Here is an 18190-nt window from a genome sequence, read left to right as displayed (position 1 = left end):
CGATTCCCCTTCCCCCACGGTAGGACCGCCCGGCGCCCGGCCCGCGGAAACGCGGCACCCCCTGTGGACGGAACCCGCTGCGCCCCGGGAGTTTCTCCACAGATCCGGCCGGAGCCTTGTAGCCGCCCCGGCACCCGGGTATGGTCGCGGTATTGCGTCATGAAACTAACTGGATATTGCCGCTCACCAGCACTCCGGGGTGCCTCGCGAGGCCATCCCAAGCACCGGCCCCCGCACGCCTTGGCGAACGGCATGGCTCCCGGCCACCGGCCGGGAGCCGGTCACGGCAGGGATGCACGATGGCGGACGGACTGGCGATAGTTGAGGATGAGGTACGCGAACTCATCCGCAGGAACGGGCTTGACCCCTCCACCCAGGTGGGGGAGGTCCGCCGGTTGGTGGACGACGTGGTTCGCGACTACGACGAACGCTCCTTGCTGGGGGTGCTCCCGGCGCTGGGGGAACTGGGCCTGGCCCGGCGCCGCATCATGGACGCGGTGGCCGGGCTCGGCGCCCTCCAGCCCCTGCTGGATGATCCCGACGTCGAGGAAATCTGGCTCAACGGACCCCACGAGGTCTTTTGCGCGCGCGGGGGAACCTCCGAGCTGACCTCCATCCGGCTTTCCGAGGCCGAGGTCCCGGCACTGGTGGAGCGCATGCTCAAGTCCTCGGGCCGCCGCCTGGACCTGTCCCAGCCGTTCGTGGACTGCCAGCTGGCCGACGGCTCCCGCCTGCACGTGGTCATCCCGGACATCACCAGCAAGCACTGGGCAGTGAACATCCGGAAGTTCATCGCCCGGGCCAGCAGGCTCGAGCACCTGGTCGAACTCGGTTCGCTGTCCCGGCAGGCCGCACACTACCTGGATGTCGCCGTCGGGGCGGGGCTGAACGTGCTGGTCTCCGGGGCCACGCAGGCGGGAAAGACCACGATGCTCAACTGCCTGGCCTCCTCGATCGGCAGCCGCGAGCGCGTGGTCACCATCGAGGAGATCTTCGAGCTGAAGATCAACCTGCGCGACGTGGTGGCCCTGCAGACCAGGCAGCAAAACCTGGAGGGAAACGGGGAAATCAACATGCGCCGCCTGGTCAAGGAGGCGCTGCGGATGCGCCCGGACCGGCTGGTCATCGGCGAGGTCCGCGAGGCGGAATCACTGGACATGCTCATCGCACTCAATAGCGGGATGCCCGGGCTTTCGACGATCCACGCGAACTCCGCCCACGACGCGCTGACAAAGATCTGCACGCTGCCGCTGCTGGCCGGGGAGAATATTTCCTCGGCCTTTGTCGTTCCCACGGTCGCTGCATGCCTGGACCTGGTGGTGCACTGCCGCCGGGACGCGGCGGGCAGGCGCTTCGTCGGGGAAATCATGGCCTTGGGCCGCCGCGTGGAAAACGGGGCCATCGAGACCACCACGCTGTTCGAACACCTCGACGGGCAGCTGACACTGGCCCCGACGGCGGACCTGGCCCATCAAAAGCTCATCGACGCGGGGATCGACGTGGCCGAACTGGGACGGATCGTGGCATGAGCGTCTTCCTGGGACTGACCCTCGGGTTCGGGCTGCTGCTGGTCTTCCGTTCCTTCACCGCCGCGGCGCACCCCGGCGCGAGGGTCGGCAACGGGCGCATCGAGACCCTGCTGCTGCATGCGGGGCTGGACAAGGTCACCCGCGGCGGCTTCATCTCCGCCTCGATCACCGCCGCGGTCATCGTCGGGCTCATCGTGCTGATCCTCACCGGTGCCCCGCTGATCGCGCTGACCTTCGCCGGGTTCGGGGCCGGCGCGCCCTGGGCGCTGGTGCGCCGCCAGGGGGCCAAGCGCGCGGCAAACCTGCGCGAGCAATGGCCCGACGTGGTGGACCACCTGCGCTCGGCGATCCGGGCAGGGATGTCGCTGCCCGAGGCGCTGACGCAACTGGGATCGCAGGGGCCCGAAGCGCTGCGCCCGGCCTTCACCGACTTCGGCCTGGACTACCGGGCCACGGCCCGCTTCAACGACTCCCTCGAGGCCCTCGCCGCGCGCCTGGCCGACCCGGTGGCCGACAAGATCGTCGAGGCCCTGCGCATCACCCGCGAGGTCGGCGGCACCGACCTGGGCGAGATGCTCGGCACCCTCAGCTCCTTCCTGCGCGACTCGGCCCGCACCCGCGGGGAACTCGAGGCCAGACAGTCCTGGACGGTGTCCGCGGCCCGCCTGGCCATCGCCGCCCCCTGGGTCATCCTCCTGCTGCTGGCCGGACAGCCGGCGGCGGTCATCGCCTACTCCTCGGTCACCGGAATACTCGTGCTCATCGGAGGGCTTGTCGTCTCGTTCATTTGCTACCGGACGATGATGCGCATCGGCCGGCTGCCCGAGGAAGAACGGGTGTTCCGATGAGCACCGCCATGATCCTGTCGCTGGTCCTCGGGCTGTCCCTGGGCAGCGGGCTGTGGCTGGTGCTGGTGCGGATCCCGGCGATGCGCCCGGTCACCTTCGCCCAACGCGTGGCCCCGCACCTGCGTGCCGGGCGCAGCGGATCACGGATGCTCAACGAGTCCTTCGCGGCGCAGACGCCCTTCGGCCCGCTGGGCCGCATCCTTGGTCCCATGCTGGCCGACGTGGCCAGGATGTCCCAACGCCTGAACCCCAGCAACGAGGCCATGGCCCGGAGGCTGGCCCGGGCCGGGCTGGGTATCAGCGTGCTGGATTTCCGCGCCCAGCAGCTGCTGTGGTCCGCCGGGCTGACCCTGGCCGGTGCCGCGATGCTGGCCGCGAACCTCGTGGCCGGGCGCTTCAACCCGATGTTTGCGTTCCTCGTGCTGGTCTTTTGCGCCGTCGGAGGCTACCTGCTGCGCGACTGGTACCTGGGGGAGCAGACCACCCGGCGCAGCAGGCGGATCCTGGCCCAGTTCCCCACGATCGCCGAACTCATGGCGTTGGCCGTGGCCGCGGGGGAGAGCACCGTGGGATCCATCGAACGGGTGGCCCGCACCTCAAGGGGGGCGCTCAGCGAGGAATTCGCGCTGACGCTGGCCCACGTGCGCGCCGGGGCAACCCTGGCCGATGCACTGGCGGAGATGTCGGACCGGATCCAGTTGACGGCCATGACCCGATTCGTCGACGCGATCACCGTGGCGGCCGAACGCGGGACCCCGATCGCCGCGGTGATGCGGGCCCAGGCCCAGGACGTGCGCGACGCGGCCAAGCGCGAGCTGATGGAATCGGCGGGGAAGAAGGAAATCGGCATGATGGTGCCCATAGTTTTCGGCGTGCTGCCGCTGACCATCGTTTTTGCGGTGTTCCCGGGGCTCGCGCTGATCGACATGAACTACTGACAGGAGGAATCACACCGCAAACCGCCCACCGGAAGGCGGCAAGGCCACACAGGCCGGGGCACCGACGAAGCTGCCCGGGAACCGATGGCCATCGCCGCGTCCCTCGGGTCGGCGACGTGCCCCCGGGAGGGGAGGGACCGGAGACACGTGGCAAGACATCGCATCATGTAGCACCAGGCTCCCGCGGCAGTGAAGGCCGCGGGGCAATCCAGCAAGGAGAAGGAACATGAGGATCGCAGACAGGATCGGGTTGATGGTCATCGGCATGGGACTGTGGGTCGGCACCCACACCATGGACCTGGCCGGAAGCATCAAGCGCAACGAACGCGGGGATGTCCCGGGTTGGGTCATGATCACTTTAATGAGCGCGTTGCTTGTTGCGGCGCTCCTGGCCATCGCCGGCCCGCGCCTGGAAGAGCTGTTCAACCAAGCGATCGACCGGGTTGCGGGGATGGGCTAGCGACGCGCGCATGCCACGGCCCATCGAATCCCGGAAGCACGGCACGCAGGAGAACCAGCAAGGTTCGGCGGTCGCCGAATTCGTGATGGTCTCCGCGCTGCTGATCGCGGTGTTCATGGGCATCTTGCAGCTGACTTTTGCGCTGCATGTGCGCAACACGCTCATGGATGCCGCGGCGGCCGGCGCCAGATACGGAACCCTGGCCGACCGCGGGCCCGGCGACGGGGTGCGCCGCACCCAGGAACTGATCCGCGGGGCGCTCAGCGACCGGTTCGCTTCCAATGTGCACGCCACCCCCATCGACATCGGCGGCACACCGGGCGTGCGGATCACCGTGCGGGCAGGAATCCCGCTCTTCGGTATGGTCCCCTTCATGGGCGAGTTCGTGGTCCGGGGGGAGTCGGTGCGCTATGGATAGGGCACGAGGGCACGCCGTTCCCCGGGAGGTCGGTTCCCGGCACCGGCGACCGGGTAACGCATGCCGTCCCGCCGCCCCGATCCGGGCCACAACCGCGGCCGGCCCCGCAGCAACCTGCCTGCGTCGTCGGGCCTCCCGCGGCGCACAGGACGGCTCGTCCATCATCGAATTCATCTTCCTGGTGGTGCTGCTGCTGGTGCCGCTGGTCTATCTGGTGGTGGGCGCCGCGCACGTCCAGGCGGCCAGCTACGCCGCGGTGGGAGCGGCGGACCACGCCGCCAAGGTCTTCGTCACCGCCCAAACCGAAGGCCAGGGCCGTGCAAGGGCGGCCGATGCCGTGCAACGCGCCGCGGCCAACATGGAGGTCGGGCCCGGCCGCACGCATTTCACCTACAGCTGCCGGGGCACCTGCCTGAGTGCGGGAAGCACCGTGACGGTCCATGTGTCCATTGAAACGGTCCTCCCGCTGCTCCCCGAGGGCTGGAGTTGGCGCACCGGCAGCGTCCAATCCGACGCAACCCAGCGGGTCGATCGATATGGGTAGCCGCACGGGAATACGCGCGAAGCCCCGCCCGGGGGACACTCTCGCACCCTGGCCAGCCTCCGGGGGCCACCGGAGCACGGTGCGAACCATGATTCCTCCGGGGCGCGAAGCGGGCCAGTCCATGGTGCTGATCATCGGAATGGTAGCGATCGCCCTGCTAGCCATCAGCGTCGTGCTCGCCGCCACGGCGGTCAACGTCCAGGCGCACAAGCTCCTGTCGGTGGCCGACGGTGCGGTCGCTGCGGCGGCCGACAACTTCGAGCTCACCGCCGGGGGCGAGGACATCGCCACGCTCCGCCTGCAGCCATCCGAGGTCCGGCACGCTGCGGAAAAATACCTCGGTGACGTCAACGCCGGGGCGGGCTTTTCCAACCTGCACATCGTTGCCGCCGGGGTTGAACCGGATGCAGTCACCGCACATGTGCGGCTCGGTGCGGTCGTGCATCCGCCGATCATCGGCTGGGTGGTCCCGGGCGGCGTGAATATCCGGGTGGACGCCTACGCCCGGACGCTGCTTTCGCGCTGAATCGCTGCTCCGCGGGCACTGGGCTGTGGGTGCGGGGCTGTGGGTACTGGGCCAGCCGGCTGGACCTGGGCCACGGCGCTCGCCGGGATCGCCAGCAGGCCGGATCCGAACCGCGGCACAGCTCCGGCGTTCCCGGACGCATTGGCCACAATCGCCGGCCGGGGCAATGCCTGACCCCGCAAATGTCGTAGGCTGGAAACTACCATGGCTTCAACTGACTTTTCTGCCGAAATCAAATCACTGCGCTCCACCTATGCCTCCATTGAAGAGGTCTCCGATGTGCCGCGCATCCGTGCGGACATTGAAATGCTCTCCGAGGAAGCCGGCGTTCCCGATCTTTGGGACAACCCGGCCGCCGCGCAGGTCGTCACCTCCAAGCTTTCGCACCGCCAATCCGAGCTTGAGCGACTGACCGTCATCCACAACCGCATCGAGGATCTGGAAGTGCTCGTCGAACTCGCGGAAATGGAAGGCGACGCCGACACCTTGCAGGAGGCCGAGACCGAATTCAAGTCGGTGCGCAAGGCATTGGCCGACTTGGAAGTGGTGACCCTGCTCTCCGGCGAATTTGATTCGCGCGAGGCCGTCGTCACCATCCGTGCCGGGGCCGGAGGCGTGGACGCAGCCGATTTCGCCGAGATGCTGATGCGCATGTACCTGCGTTGGGCGGAAAAGCACGGCTACTCCACCCGGGTCATGGACACCTCATACGCCGAAGAGGCCGGCCTGAAGTCAGCGACCTTCGAGGTCAACGCCCCGTACGCATTCGGCACGCTGTCGGTCGAGGCCGGAACCCACCGCCTGGTGCGCATCTCGCCTTTCGACAACCAGGGCCGCCGCCAGACATCCTTCGCCGCGGTCGAGGTCATCCCGCTGATCGAGCAAAACGACTCCATCGAGATCCCGGAAAATGAGATCCGCGTCGATGTGTACCGTTCCTCGGGCCCCGGCGGGCAGTCCGTGAACACCACCGACTCCGCGGTGCGCATGACCCACATCCCCACGGGCATCGTGGTGTCGATGCAGAACGAAAAGTCGCAGATCCAGAACCGCGCGGCCGCGCTGCGCGTTCTGCAGTCGCGACTGTTGCTCGTGAAGAAGGCCGAACAGGACGCACAAAAGAAGCAGATGGCCGGCGACGTGAAGGCTTCGTGGGGCGACCAGATGCGCTCCTACGTGCTCAACCCCTACCAAATGGTCAAGGACCTGCGCACCGAGCACGAGGTTGGAAACACCTCTTCGGTGCTCGATGGCGAAATCGACGACTTCATCGACGCCGGGATCCGCTGGCGCGCCGCGCAGCGCCGCCCGGGGGCCTAAACACGCACCAACGCGAAGGAGGTCCCGCAGACACATTTTGACCATGTGCCTGTGGGACCTCCTTCGTTGTCTGCCTGGAGGCAGGAACATGGGCGCATGGGCGAAAGCCTGGCCGCAATCTCGGGAGGCCGGCCGACCCGTTCGGCGGCCCATTGGGCCCTATGGGTGAATTTCCCGCTTGGACGTCCTACGATGTGGCTAAGGAACCACACGCAGGTCATGCGATGCCAAGCACCAAGCAGGGGTGCTTCGCGCCAACCGGTATGTGGTCTCCGGGTATCGTCCATCCGCAATCCCAGGAGTGCAGGAATGTTAGACAAGACCTATGAATCTGCCGGCGCCGCAGTAGCGGACATTCCCGAATCTGCCTCCATCGCGGTGGGAGGCTTTGGACTCTCGGGAAACCCCAACGCACTGATCCGTGCGGTACTGGAAAGCGGGGTGGGAGACCTCAAGGTCGTCTCGAACAATTGCGGAACCGACGAGCACGGTCTGGGGATTTTGCTGGGTGCCGGCCGGATTTCGAAGATGACGTCCTCCTACGTCGGGGAGAACAAGGAATTTGCGCGCCGCTACCTCAAGGGCGAACTGGAGCTCGAGCTGACCCCGCAGGGAACGCTCGCCGAGAAACTGCGCGCGGGCGGAGCCGGAATTGCGGCCTTCTACACACGCACCGGCGTCGGCACCCAGGTGGCCGAGGGCGGGCTGCCCCAGCGATACGGGCCAGACGGAGAAATCGTCCAGGCCTCCCAACCCAAGGACCAGCGTGACTTTGCGCCGGGCGGGGAAACCAAGACATTTGTCCTTGAAGAATCCATCGTCACCGATTATGCCCTGGTGCATGCGGCCTACGGAGACCGTCATGGAAACCTCGTGTTCAACAAGGCCGCCCGGCAATTTTCGCCCGTAGCGGCGATGGCAGGGAAGATCTGCATTGCCGAGGTGGAGCACCTGGTCGAGCCTGGCGAACTCGATCCCGATGCAATCCACCTGCCCGGGGTCTTCGTCCACCGCGTGGTCGAGGTCGGAACCGACATCGAAAAGCCAATTGAAAAGCGCACCGTGCAGGCAGCAAGCGCTGCATCGGGCGACCGGCCGCTGACGAAGGAGGCCTAGGCAATGTCTTGGTCACGCAATGAAATGGCGGCACGCGCCGCGCTTGAACTGCCGGACGGTGCATACGTGAACCTGGGGATCGGGCTGCCCACGCTCGTGCCGAACTATGTTCCGGCCGACCGCACGTTGGTGCTCCAATCGGAAAATGGGATCCTTGGCGTTGGCCCTTATCCCGCCGAGGCAGATGTCGATCCCGACCTGATCAATGCCGGGAAGGAAACCGTGACGGTGCTTCCCGGCGCCAGCTACTTCGATTCGGCCACCAGCTTCGCGATGATCCGCGGCGGCAAGATCGATGCAGCAATCCTCGGTGCCATGCAGGTTTCCGCCGCCGGAGACCTGGCCAACTGGATGATTCCGGGCAAGATGGTCAAGGGCCCAGGAGGAGCCATGGACCTGGTCCACGGTGCCAAGCGCGTGATTGTCCTGATGGAGCATGTGGCCAAGGACGGTAGCGCGAAGATCGTCAACGAATGCTCCCTGCCGCTGACCGGCCGTGCGGTGGTGCAACGCATCATCACAGATCTCGCCGTCATCGACATCACGGATGCAGGGCTTCGGTTGATCGAATGCGCTCCCGGTGTCACCCCCGAACAGGTCCAGTCCGCGACGGAAGCGCCGTTGTTGCTGGGATAGCGCCGGTTCCCGGTCGTTCACGAGGTCATCGATCCCTGCGCCGGGAGCGGGCACGTCGTTGCGTTAGCGGGAGACTTGCCAGCGCGGTGGTGAGCCCGCTGTCCGCGGTTGACCGTCACGGATCGGATACGCAGCGCGCGCCCATCGGACTCACAGTTTCGTGACACACCCGCTTTTAGTCCCGGAAGTGTGCCGCCGGGACGGATAGAGTTCAAGGGCTGGCTTTGCAACTTCCTTCAACCAAGTCCCGTGCCTGGATCATGCGCCGGCGATCCCGCGGGCAGAGCTGCGATGATTAGATTCGAAAACGTCACGATGGTCTATGACCAAAAGTCACGCCTTGGTTCGGAGAATGCGCGCCCTGGCCTCGACGACGTAACCATTGAGATTGACCGCGGTGACTTCGCGTTTCTTGTGGGGGCCTCTGGCTCCGGCAAGTCCACATTCCTCCGCCTGATCCTTCGCGAAATCGTTGCAACCGGTGGTTCGGTGCACGTTGCCGGGCAGAACGTTGCACGTATCCCCTCGTGGCGCGTGCCCAAGCTGCGCCGAGGCATCGGCGTCGTGTTCCAGGACTTCCGCCTGTTGCCGCAGAAAAACGTGTTTGAGAACGTCGCCTTTGCGATGCAGGTGGTCGGGGAAAGCCGAAGCGCCATTCGCGACCACGTGCCCGAGGTCTTGAAACTTGTAGGCCTCGAAGGCAAGGAAAAGCGCCAGCCCGACGAACTTTCCGGCGGTGAACAACAGCGCGTGGCCATAGCCCGCGCCATTGCCAACAAACCACAGATCCTGCTCGCTGACGAGCCCACGGGAAACCTGGACCCAGCAACGAGCGTCGGGATCATGAACGTGCTGGACCGGATCAACCAAAACGGCACCACGGTGATCATGGCCACGCACGATGACGGCATCGTCAACTCAATGCGACGCCGGGTCGTCGAGCTTTCACTCGGCAAGATCATGCGCGATGAAAGCGCCGGCGAATACACCTCGATGATCCCGGTGATCAACCAGGACGGCACGCGCGAATTGCGGCAGGCCGATCACAGCACATGGCAAAAACCGTCGACAGGTAACCAGGCCTTTGCACCGTTCGACACTGAGGACGACATGCCATGAAACTCGGATTCATTCTTGGCGAAGTAGGCTCAGGCCTCCGCCGCAACCTTTCCATGGTCGTATCCGTCGTCTTGGTCACCTTCATTTCGTTGACGTTCGTGGGCACCGCTGCCCTGATGCAGATGCAGATCACGCAGATGAAGGGCTACTGGTACGACAAGGTCCAGGTGGCCATCTACCTCTGCGGTGAACACAACGAAGGTACCAACTGCGCCGAGGGCGCGGTCACGGAAGGCCAGCGCGGCGAAATCGAGTCCATGCTGGGCTCGGCGGCCGTCAAGCCATACGTGGAGAACTTCGAGTACGAATCGAAGGAGCAGGCGCTCACCCACTTCCGCGAACAGTTCGAGAACTCCTCGATGAGCGAAACGGTCACGGCGGACCAACTGCCCGAGTCGTTCCGCGTTTCGCTGGTCGATCCGGAGAAATACCAGATCATCAAGGAACTCTTCTCGTCGATGGACGGCGTGGACGTGGTCGTAGACCAACGGGAGTTACTGGAAAAGATCTTCTCCATCATCAATATCGCTTCCTTCGTCGCCATCGGCATTGCCGGGGTGATGATCCTGTGTGCCGTGCTGCTTGTGGGCACGACGATTCGCCTATCGGCCTACCTGCGCCGCCGTGAAACCGGCATCATGCGCTTGGTTGGCGCCTCGAAATCCTCACTCCAACTACCCTTTGTCCTGGAAGGTGTTATCTCCGCGCTGATTGGTGCGCTGCTGGCCTCCGGGGTCTTGTGGGCTGCGGTGAGATTCCTTATCGACGACAAGCTGGCACTGGACTACAAGGACACGGCGTTCATTTCCACCGGCGAGGTATTCATGGTCGCGCCATGGCTGATCCTGCTGGGTGTGGTTCTGGCTGGTGTATCGTCGTTGGTAACCTTGCGACGCTACTTGAAGGTTTAGTGCGTCGCTTCCTCATGTCAGACTCGCTTCCCATAGGACTCAAAGGACATTTATGTTAGCCAAAGCAGTATGGTGCCGGATTGCGCGTTCAGGGGCCGTGGGTGCGCTTTCAATCGCACTCCTGGTTTCCGGAGGCGTAGGCGCCCACGCCGATGAGCTAGATGACCGCAAGGTCCAGGTAGAGCAGAACATTGACAATCTCTCCGAGGATCTTGAAGTCCTTGACGGTGATATCAAGGCCACCGACGCAAAACTCCGTGGATTGCAGGCGCAGCTTCCCGCTGCCGAGCAAGCCTTGGCCGATGCCCAGGGCAGGGTGCGCCGAGCTTCCGACGAAGCGGCGGACCTCGCCCGTCGGGTGCAGGCTGCCCGCGAAACCCGCGACCAGCTGAACGTGAAGATTGCCGAGGGCAAGGCGAAGCTGGAGGACTCCAAGCAAATCATTGGCCAGATCGCCACTGAGGCCTACAAACGTGGAGGGGTCTCGTCCGACCTGTCCTTGCTGTTGAACGCGACGTCCGACGGCAACCTGGCAGCAGGGATGGACCTAGCCGACCAGGCCATGCGTTCGCAGAACGCGGCGCTTGATGCCCTCTCCGAGCAATCCGCCACCGACGCGAACGCCAAGTTGCGGTTGGCGGCGGTTGAAGCCGAAATCACCGACCTCAAGTCCGCCGCCGACGCTGCGCTGGCGCGTGAACAAGTAGCCCGAGACGATGCGGAATCGAAGAAGCAGTCGCTCGACGGCATCATCACCCAGACCGACGCCTTGAGTGCCGAGCTCTTGGCCCAGCGTCCGCGAATCCAGCAAAGACTGCGTGCCGAAGAAGTCGAAAAGGCACAGGTAAATGCGGACATCAAGGAGCGGCAGGAACGGCTGATCCGTGAGGAAGCCGAACGCAAGCGCAAGGCCGCGGAGGCCGAACGCAAGCGCATCGCCGAGGCAAAGGCCAAGTGGGAGCGCGAGGAAGCAGCGAGAGCCAAGAAGGCCAAGGAAGAAGCTGCGCGGCAGAAAAAGAAGGACACCTACGTCAAGCCACAATACGTGGCCCCGAAGCCGCAAGCCGTTCCCCAGGAACGTAGCTCGTGGGGCCTGATCAAGCCGGTCTCCGGTGGACGCCAGACCTCGGGCTTTGGCTGGCGACCCACTCCGTCCGGAACGATCGACTACGGGGGCCGTGGCGGCTACGTGCACGCCGGCGTCGACTGGGGCTTCGGCGGCCAGTGTGGTTCTCCGGTGCATGCCGCTGCTGACGGCGAAGTGTGGATGGCTGGCTGGGGTGGAACCTCCGGAAACAAGGTCACCATCAGCCATGGCGTGGTCAAGGGCAGGGCCCTGGCGACAAACTACCACCACATGCAGCGCGTGGTTGTGAGCGTGGGGCAGAACGTCAGGCAGGGCCAGCTCATCGGCTACGTCGGCACCACGGGCAATTCCACCGGCTGCCACATGCACTTTGAGACCATCGTCAACGGTACAGCCGTAAACCCATTGGGACTTCTCTAGCGGTAAGCTATAAGCTCGCCAAGTGAAGAAACCACTCGCGGAGAGGAGAAGCCAACGTGTCTAAGAAAGACCCGCAAGAACGGATCATTGCAAGCAACCGCAAGGCCCGACACGACTTCGAGATTCTCGATACCTACGAGGCTGGCATGGTACTCAGCGGGACCGAGGTCAAGTCGCTGCGTGAGGGCAAGGCATCGCTGGTCGACGGGTTTGGGCAGTTCTACCGCAACGAGTTGTACATCGAGAACGTCTACATTCCGGAGTACCTCAACGGTTCGTGGACGAACCACGCCGCACGGCGGCGACGCAAGCTGCTGCTGCACCGCATGGAGCTCCTGAAGATCGAGCGGAAGATCAACGAGGCCGGTCTGACGATCGTGCCGCTGAGCCTGTACTTCAAGAACGGGCGCGCGAAGATCGAAATCGGTGTGGCCAGGGGCAAGAAGGAATACGACAAACGCCAATCCTTGCGTGAGAAACAGGACAACCGCGAAGCGCTGCGCACCATGCGGGAACGAAACCGCGGGGTGCGCGACTAGGCCTGGCCGTGCCAAAGGAATAGACCTGACGCGAATGTGCGTTAGACTAGATATGCACGGTTGATCCGTGTGGTTGGGGCAGCGCAAGCTGCTCATTGACAACAAAATACGGGGATGATCGGTTTCGACGGTGTGAGTCGCGACATGTGAAGCGGGCCGAGGATGCAAAGTTATCTCGTTAACGATCTTTGCAAAACAATAAGTGCCGACTCAAAGCGCACTGACTTCGCTCTCGCTGCCTAAGCAGCCAGACAGTCCGTAAGCCAGGGGATGCTATCGCCCCTGTTCCTTACGTCATTTAGATAGCCACTGCGGGAAGTTAGTGTTACCGGAACGACCCGCATAATTTAGGTAACTGTGCCCGGACCAGCCGCTTGTTTGCAAGACGACTGGGGCAGAGAAAATCCAACGCAAACTGCGCCCGGAGAAGACCTGGCAACACCACATCGGACGGGAGTTCAATTCTCCCCATCTCCACAACGAAGGCCCTGCAGATCCACGGATCCGCAGGGCCTTTCTTGCGCCTGAAAGGTTTTCCGAATCTTGGCACCCAGTCGAGGCGGTGGCATGCAGGACCGCGGCTAGTAGAGCATGGGGTTGGTTTGCCTCCGGTGCTGCCAGTAGTCGTTGCGACGCGGGATCCGTTCCGGATCGAGGTACTTGGGCAACAAGACCGCGGGCAAGCCATCGCCGTCCCGGACCAGTTGAATCTTCCCGGAGTGGAAATCATGGTGGTGCGAGCTGCAACCGGGGCCGATATTTTCCACACTCGTCACCCCGCCGTCCTCCCACGAGTCGATATGGCACATTTCGCAGTGCTCCGGCGGCACCGCACATCCCGGAACCAGGCATCCGCCGTCCCTGGCGAGGATGCCCTCCCGCATGTAATCCGGGACGAACCGCTGTTCCCGGCCCAGATCCAGGATCTGGCTCTCGCCGTTGAATGTGGCTGGCAATACGCCTGCGTCGCACAACATCCGTCTGAGTTGCCCGGGGCTGATGTCCAGCCCGTGGGCGCTGATGCCGGCTCGTTCGGCCAGCCCAAGAAGTGTTTCGAGTTGGCAGTGGACCACCAAAGTCGCCCTGGCCCGGCCCTTGCCGCCCGTGGCGGAACCACCGACGCTTTGCAGCGCGTTGAGGATTGATTGGAGGTGGCGACGTGCCGGTGTCAATCCGTCAAGGCGGGAAGCATCTTCCTGCCATTGCCCTGTCGGGGCCTCTTCGGGAATCCCTAGGGCAGGCGCGTCCTGCTCTTCGCCAATGGTGGTCTTGGTGGCTTCCTTGGCCTTGTCGTCCTTGGTGACGGCGAACCCTGGGTCCGTGTCGGCGGCCTGGGAGCGATCGTTTGTCGGGGCATCCGGGGCATCCGGGGCAACCGCCCAGGCGGGAATCGGACGCGCGTCGTTCAGATCCGTCGCGCTGCCGTCCTGGCCTACGGGGCCTTGGGCCCGGGCCGCGGCATCGCGGGCAAGACCGTCCCTGTTGCCCGCAGCGGTGCGCGCGTTGTCCGCATTGGCGAAGTGCGACAGGAAGATCTCCGCGTCCACGTTAAGCATGCATAGGTTGAAGTACGAGAAGTGCTCGGTGCGGCGGGTCAGGAAGATTCCGGTCTTGGCGTCGATCTCTTCGTCGCTGGGCTCGCTGGGGGCAGATTCCTCCAGGTGACGCTGCCAGGCGGTGACGAGCTTGCCGGTCGCCTGGGGACCCTGGGTGCGCAACGAATCCAGGACCTTGTCCTCCAAGGTGGTGGCGAGTTCCTCGGCCTTGGGTTGCTTTTTGATGACGGGTGCAACCTTGTCCATCTTCTTCGCCAGCTGGATCGCGTGCCTGGGATCAACCGTCCCCGACTGGGCGTCCTCGGAGAGCTTGGGGTAGCGGGCCGGGCGGCTGATCCCGTTGACGTCCACGTGGGGTGCCAGCGCAGTGGCGGCATTGATCCGGTCACGGACCTCGAAGTATGCGGTCCCCAACAGGTGCTGCAGGAAGTCCGCAGTGTCCTTGTGGGGCCGCCGCCCGATCGGCGCCGTCAGCGGGTCGGCGGGCAGGGAGCTCTTCCCCGCCAGGAACGGTGCGGGGTCGGCCACGATGGCGGAGAGCTGCTCCATGGTTTCGAGCGGCAACTCGTGGGCCAGAGTGCGCTGGGCGGATTGTGCGGCGAGGATCTGGGTGTAGGTTGTGCGCCGGTGGGCACGTTCGACGATCAGTGCGACCATGGCGGCCTCAGTGGGAGAGGTTGACCCGGTGGCCAGTTCGGTGGCGGTGGCAACGAAGAATTCCTCGGCGGCGAGCAACAGGCGCAAGCGATCGGCCCGGGACATGGGTTGGCCGGGCGTGGAGCCCTGGCCGGTGTGTCCGCGGCCTTGGCCCAGGAGCTGGGTGAACTGCTCGGTGTTCATGCCTTTGAGCATGCCCGATCCGCCGGGTTCGTATCCAGAGGGTTTGCAAATCTGTGGATAACCGAAAAATGAATGCGGGATCGTGGCCGGTGAGGGCAGGGGGGCGCAGTCGGGGCTCCCGGGCCGGGTTTGCGGCGGGACGGCAAAAGGACGGGCGAGGGCCCTGCGAACCGGAATCATCCCGGTGTGCAAGGCACCCGTCCGTCCTTTTGGCCGGCGGACACGGGGCCGCCGCGGCGCGTGGGTGCGGGGTTGGTTACTCGTCCGCGCCGGTGGTGATCGAAGGCGCGGTCTTCGGCGCCTTCAGCGCGGCCAGGCGTGCCTCGATCTCGGTCTGCTCGCCCATGTCCTCCAGCGAGTTGAACTGCGCGTCCAGCGACGAGGAGGCAAGCTCGGCGGCGCCGCGCACGCGGGCCTCTTCGCGACGGATCTTTTCCTCGAAGCGGCCCACCTCGCTGGAAGGATCCATGATGTCGATGGACTTCACGGCCTCCTGCACCTGGTTCTGCGCCTGGGCGGACTTGGCGCGGGCCACAAGCTCGTCGCGCTTGGAAACCAGTTCCTGGCGCTTGGACTTCATGGCATCCAGGCCGGACTTGAGCTTCTCCACAATTTCGCGCTGCGAGGTGATGGTCGGCTCCGAGGACTTCGCCTCGGACTCGGCCTGCATCTGGCGCTGGATGGCGACCTTGGCCAGCGAATCGAACTTGTCGGCGTTGGCGGTGTCGCCGGCGGAGCGGAAATCGTCGGCCTTGCCCGAGGCGGCCAGGGCCTTGCTGCCCCAGTCGGAGGACGCCTGGACATCCTCGTTGTAGTCTTCCTCGATCATGCGCAGGTTGCCGATGGTCTGGGCGACGGCGGTTTCGGCCTCAGCGATGTTGTCGGTGTAGTCGCGGACCATCTGGTCGAGCATCTTCTGGGGATCCTCGGCCGAGTCGAGCATGGCGTTGATGTTGGCCTTGGCCAGCTGGGCGACACGACCAAAAATAGACTGCTTTGCCACGGTGAGACCTTTCGTTGACTGACTGGTTGATTTCTGTCGCGCTTCCGGTGCCGGAAACGCAGTACTGCAATCTGTGGGGTCCCGGTCGGTAGCCGGGATCCGTGGCACCGACCGGGGCGGTCGGTTCCGGTGCTGGGGTGCTGCCGCCTAGAAGTTTCCTCCCGCGCCATCGCCGAATCCGCCGCCGAAGCCACCTCCGCCGCCGCCGCCGAATCCGCCGAACCCGCCGCCGCCGAAGATGCCTCCGCCGGAATCACCGGAGTGCGAGCCGCCGCGCAGGATGGAATCGATGAGGATGCCGCCGAGGATGGCGCCGCCCAGGCCGTTGCTTCCGCCCCGGCCGCCGCCGAACCCGCCGCCGAAGCCGTTGACGTCGTTCTCCGCCTCGCGGGCGGCCTGGTCGGCCAGCGCCGAGGCGTGTTCGGCGTAGGACAGGGCATTGACCGGGTCGGAGGAGGCCAGGCGCAGCGCTTCCTCGAGGTTTCGCTGGGCTTCTGCCAGCCGGGTGCGGGCCGTGGCCCCGACGCCGCCGCGACGGGCGCGGATGAAGTCGTCGGTGCCGCTGATCTTCATTTGCGCGGAGCGGATGGCCGCCTGCAGCTGGTCGGCCGCACGGCGGTTGCGTTCCTGAGCATCGCGGATCTGGTTCAGCTGCTCGTTCAGCGGGCGAAGCCCGGCGTCGACTTCGGCCAGCAAGGCGACCGGGTCCACCCGTCCGGTGCCGACCTGCGCCTGGACCGAGGACAGCGCGGATTCCAGGGCGGCGACGGATCCGGCCAGCTCCGGGTTGGAACCGTTGGCGACCAGGGCGCGTCCCTGGGCCAGGTCCTGGGCGGCGGTGGAGACCAGGGACTCGAGGTCGGTGCGGGCCTTGTCCAGGTCGTCCCCGGCGTGCGCAACGGCATCGAGCAGCACGGTGGCCTGGTGCACGGCGTCCTCCCCGGCACGGACCGCAACGGCGGCCTCGGCGGTTTCGGCCGCGGCGATCTTCGCCTCGGCGGTGGACACCGCGGTGTCGGCGAAGTCCAGCCGTTCGGTGGCCTCGGCGATGTTGGTGTGGACCTGGTTCAGCGCGCTGTCGGTGTAGCGGGCTGCGAACTCGGTGAGCTGGGACTGGACGGAGCCGACGCGCTGGCGCAGCGGCACGATCCGGGCCTTGAGCGAGGCGGCGGCCTCCGGCGCGTTCTTTTCCAGCTCGCGCAGCGAGGCGAATTCCTCGGTGTGCTGCTCGAGGGTCTCGTTGACGGCCTCGCAGCGGCGGATGATCTCACCGAGCCAGGAACGCTGTTCTTCCTCGGTGTCGGGGATCTCGTCGTCCAATTGCTGCTGCAGCTTGAAGGACTCGGACATGTGGGTCTTGGCCGTCTCGATGTCCTCGGCGAAGGGCTTGATGGCGGCCTCGCCGAATTGCGCCTGGGCGAAGCCGACCTCCTGCTCGGAGGAGCGGATGGCGTCGTCGGCGGCAATGAGCAGGCTGCCGGCCTTGGTGCGCAATTCCGGGATGCCCAGCGACGCCAGGGGGTCCAGCGGCTTGCCGTCGGGACCGGTGGCCACCTGCGGGAGCTGCGCGGGGAGCTTCTTGCGGCGCGTCAGCGCCCAGGCGGTCGCGCCGCCGACGACCACCACGCCGCCGACCAGCAGCCAGCCGGCGGTGCCGCCGCCGGATCCGCCGTTGGAGCCCGAACCGTTCGAGCCGGTGGCTGCTTCGTCGCCGTCGGGGGTCTTGCCGTTGGAGACGTTTTCGATGCCGGTGACCGCGCCCAGGGCAGCTGCTGCCCACTCATCGTCGGACAACTCCGGCTTGACCATCTGGTTGAAGATGTCCTGCTGGAATTCGTGCAGTTCGCTGCGGTCGTTGGTGACCAACGTGCCGAAGCGCTGCTGCGTTGCGACGGCCAGCACCATGTCGCTGGTGCCCATGTTCTTGGACTCGGCAACCTTTTCGATCCAGGCCGCGGGGTCGTCCGGGTTGCTGAAGGTGTCGACGTAGATGACGTAGAGCGACTGGCCGGTGTCCCGTTGCAGCTGCTTCACCGCGTCCTCGACCTCGGAGGCGTCCGAACCCAGGACGTTGGCCTGGTCCACGACGAACTGCCCCGGAGGGATCTGCACGGGGGAGTCGGCCAGGGCCGGGGGTGCAAGCATGAACAGGGACAAGATTCCTGCGGAGGCAACAAGTGCCATCCGCCGGGGGAGCGATTTCATGGTTTTCCTTCACCCTTGCATGGTCGGCCGCAGAAAATGCGCGTATCGTTGCATGATTCCATGCAACTCTCCGGTTTCTGCTGTCGATGTTGATTCTAGGTGGGTGAAACGCGCGAGTCCACAGAATCGCCGGTGCACGGGGCAGGCGGTTTCCGAATCACACCTTCTCACAGCC

Annotated in this window: 17 protein-coding genes and 1 other RNA gene; 15 read left to right on the top strand and 3 right to left on the bottom strand. The window is 65.1% G+C overall.

Going from position 1 to position 18190, the window contains the following annotated elements; translation table 11 throughout:
* The first annotated feature begins 299 nt into the window (after positions 1 to 299).
* From BLJ79_RS04935 to ssrA, 15 genes are all read left to right on the top strand, one after another.
* A complete protein-coding gene (locus tag BLJ79_RS04935) occupies positions 300 to 1529 on the top strand; it encodes a TadA family conjugal transfer-associated ATPase (protein ID WP_071213564.1) in 1230 nt (409 codons plus the stop codon).
* The gene (locus tag BLJ79_RS04930; protein WP_071213563.1) at positions 1526 to 2377 is read left to right on the top strand and encodes a type II secretion system F family protein; all 852 of its coding nucleotides are present in this window, start codon (positions 1526 to 1528) and stop codon (positions 2375 to 2377) included. The genes BLJ79_RS04935 and BLJ79_RS04930 overlap by 4 nt, the downstream gene beginning before the upstream one ends.
* On the top strand, positions 2374 to 3315 hold the full coding sequence (locus BLJ79_RS04925) for a type II secretion system F family protein (protein WP_071213562.1): 942 nt from the start codon (positions 2374 to 2376) through the stop codon (positions 3313 to 3315). The genes BLJ79_RS04930 and BLJ79_RS04925 overlap by 4 nt, the downstream gene beginning before the upstream one ends.
* 265 nt (positions 3316 to 3580) lie before the next feature.
* A complete protein-coding gene (locus BLJ79_RS04920) occupies positions 3581 to 3775 on the top strand; it encodes a hypothetical protein (protein ID WP_071213616.1) in 195 nt (64 codons plus the stop codon).
* A 10-nt stretch (positions 3776 to 3785) separates the two neighbouring features.
* Positions 3786 to 4193 (top strand): TadE family protein, encoded by a 408-nt coding sequence (locus BLJ79_RS04915; protein ID WP_071213561.1) that lies wholly within the window; start codon positions 3786 to 3788, stop codon positions 4191 to 4193.
* Entirely contained in the window at positions 4186 to 4737 is a 552-nt protein-coding gene (locus tag BLJ79_RS04910; RefSeq protein WP_139194725.1) for a hypothetical protein, read from the top strand. The genes BLJ79_RS04915 and BLJ79_RS04910 overlap by 8 nt, the downstream gene beginning before the upstream one ends.
* An 88-nt stretch (positions 4738 to 4825) precedes the next feature.
* Complete coding sequence (locus BLJ79_RS04905; RefSeq protein ID WP_071213560.1) at positions 4826 to 5263, top strand: hypothetical protein; 438 nt, start codon at positions 4826 to 4828, stop codon at positions 5261 to 5263.
* Between the two features lie 204 nt (positions 5264 to 5467).
* The gene (prfB, locus tag BLJ79_RS04900; RefSeq protein ID WP_071213559.1) at positions 5468 to 6583 is read left to right on the top strand and encodes a peptide chain release factor 2; all 1116 of its coding nucleotides are present in this window, start codon (positions 5468 to 5470) and stop codon (positions 6581 to 6583) included.
* 309 nt (positions 6584 to 6892) lie between these two features.
* The gene (locus tag BLJ79_RS04895; RefSeq protein ID WP_071213558.1) at positions 6893 to 7699 is read left to right on the top strand and encodes a CoA transferase subunit A; all 807 of its coding nucleotides are present in this window, start codon (positions 6893 to 6895) and stop codon (positions 7697 to 7699) included.
* A gap of 3 nt (positions 7700 to 7702) precedes the next feature.
* A complete protein-coding gene (locus BLJ79_RS04890) occupies positions 7703 to 8335 on the top strand; it encodes a CoA transferase subunit B (RefSeq protein ID WP_071213557.1) in 633 nt (210 codons plus the stop codon).
* 291 nt (positions 8336 to 8626) lie between these two features.
* Positions 8627 to 9454: a cell division ATP-binding protein FtsE gene (gene ftsE, locus BLJ79_RS04885; protein WP_071213556.1), complete on the top strand. Its 828-nt coding sequence runs from the start codon at positions 8627 to 8629 to the stop codon at positions 9452 to 9454.
* A complete protein-coding gene (gene ftsX, locus BLJ79_RS04880) occupies positions 9451 to 10365 on the top strand; it encodes a permease-like cell division protein FtsX (RefSeq protein WP_071213555.1) in 915 nt (304 codons plus the stop codon). Before ftsE ends, ftsX begins: the two co-directional genes overlap by 4 nt.
* Positions 10366 to 10462: 97 nt before the next feature.
* Positions 10463 to 11872, top strand: coding sequence for a peptidoglycan DD-metalloendopeptidase family protein (locus BLJ79_RS04875; RefSeq protein WP_286135264.1), 1410 nt, complete (start codon positions 10463 to 10465; stop codon positions 11870 to 11872).
* 56 nt (positions 11873 to 11928) lie between these two features.
* Complete coding sequence (gene smpB / locus BLJ79_RS04870) at positions 11929 to 12411, top strand: SsrA-binding protein SmpB (RefSeq protein ID WP_083411005.1); 483 nt, start codon at positions 11929 to 11931, stop codon at positions 12409 to 12411.
* A 110-nt stretch (positions 12412 to 12521) separates the two neighbouring features.
* Positions 12522 to 12891, top strand: a transfer-messenger RNA (tmRNA) gene (ssrA, locus tag BLJ79_RS04865).
* Between the two features lie 101 nt (positions 12892 to 12992).
* On the opposite strand, the gene BLJ79_RS04860 is transcribed toward ssrA, so the two are convergent.
* The 3 genes from BLJ79_RS04860 to BLJ79_RS04850 all read right to left on the bottom strand — a co-directional run bounded on the left by BLJ79_RS04860 (position 12993) and on the right by BLJ79_RS04850 (position 18015).
* A complete protein-coding gene (locus BLJ79_RS04860; RefSeq protein ID WP_175475390.1) occupies positions 12993 to 14807 on the bottom strand; it encodes an HNH endonuclease signature motif containing protein in 1815 nt (604 codons plus the stop codon).
* A 256-nt stretch (positions 14808 to 15063) separates the two neighbouring features.
* Positions 15064 to 15810 carry a PspA/IM30 family protein gene (locus BLJ79_RS04855; RefSeq protein WP_071213552.1) on the bottom strand — a complete coding sequence of 249 codons (747 nt, stop codon included), beginning with the start codon at positions 15808 to 15810 and terminating at the stop codon, positions 15064 to 15066.
* A gap of 147 nt (positions 15811 to 15957) precedes the next feature.
* The gene (locus tag BLJ79_RS04850) at positions 15958 to 18015 is read right to left on the bottom strand and encodes a TPM domain-containing protein (protein ID WP_071213551.1); all 2058 of its coding nucleotides are present in this window, start codon (positions 18013 to 18015) and stop codon (positions 15958 to 15960) included.
* Positions 18016 to 18190: the final 175 nt, after the last annotated feature.

It is taken from the genome of Arthrobacter sp. UCD-GKA (genome assembly GCF_001863355.1).
In the GTDB taxonomy this organism is placed as follows: Bacteria; Actinomycetota; Actinomycetes; order Actinomycetales; family Micrococcaceae; genus Paeniglutamicibacter.
This window is presented reverse-complemented; position numbering and strand designations above follow the sequence as displayed.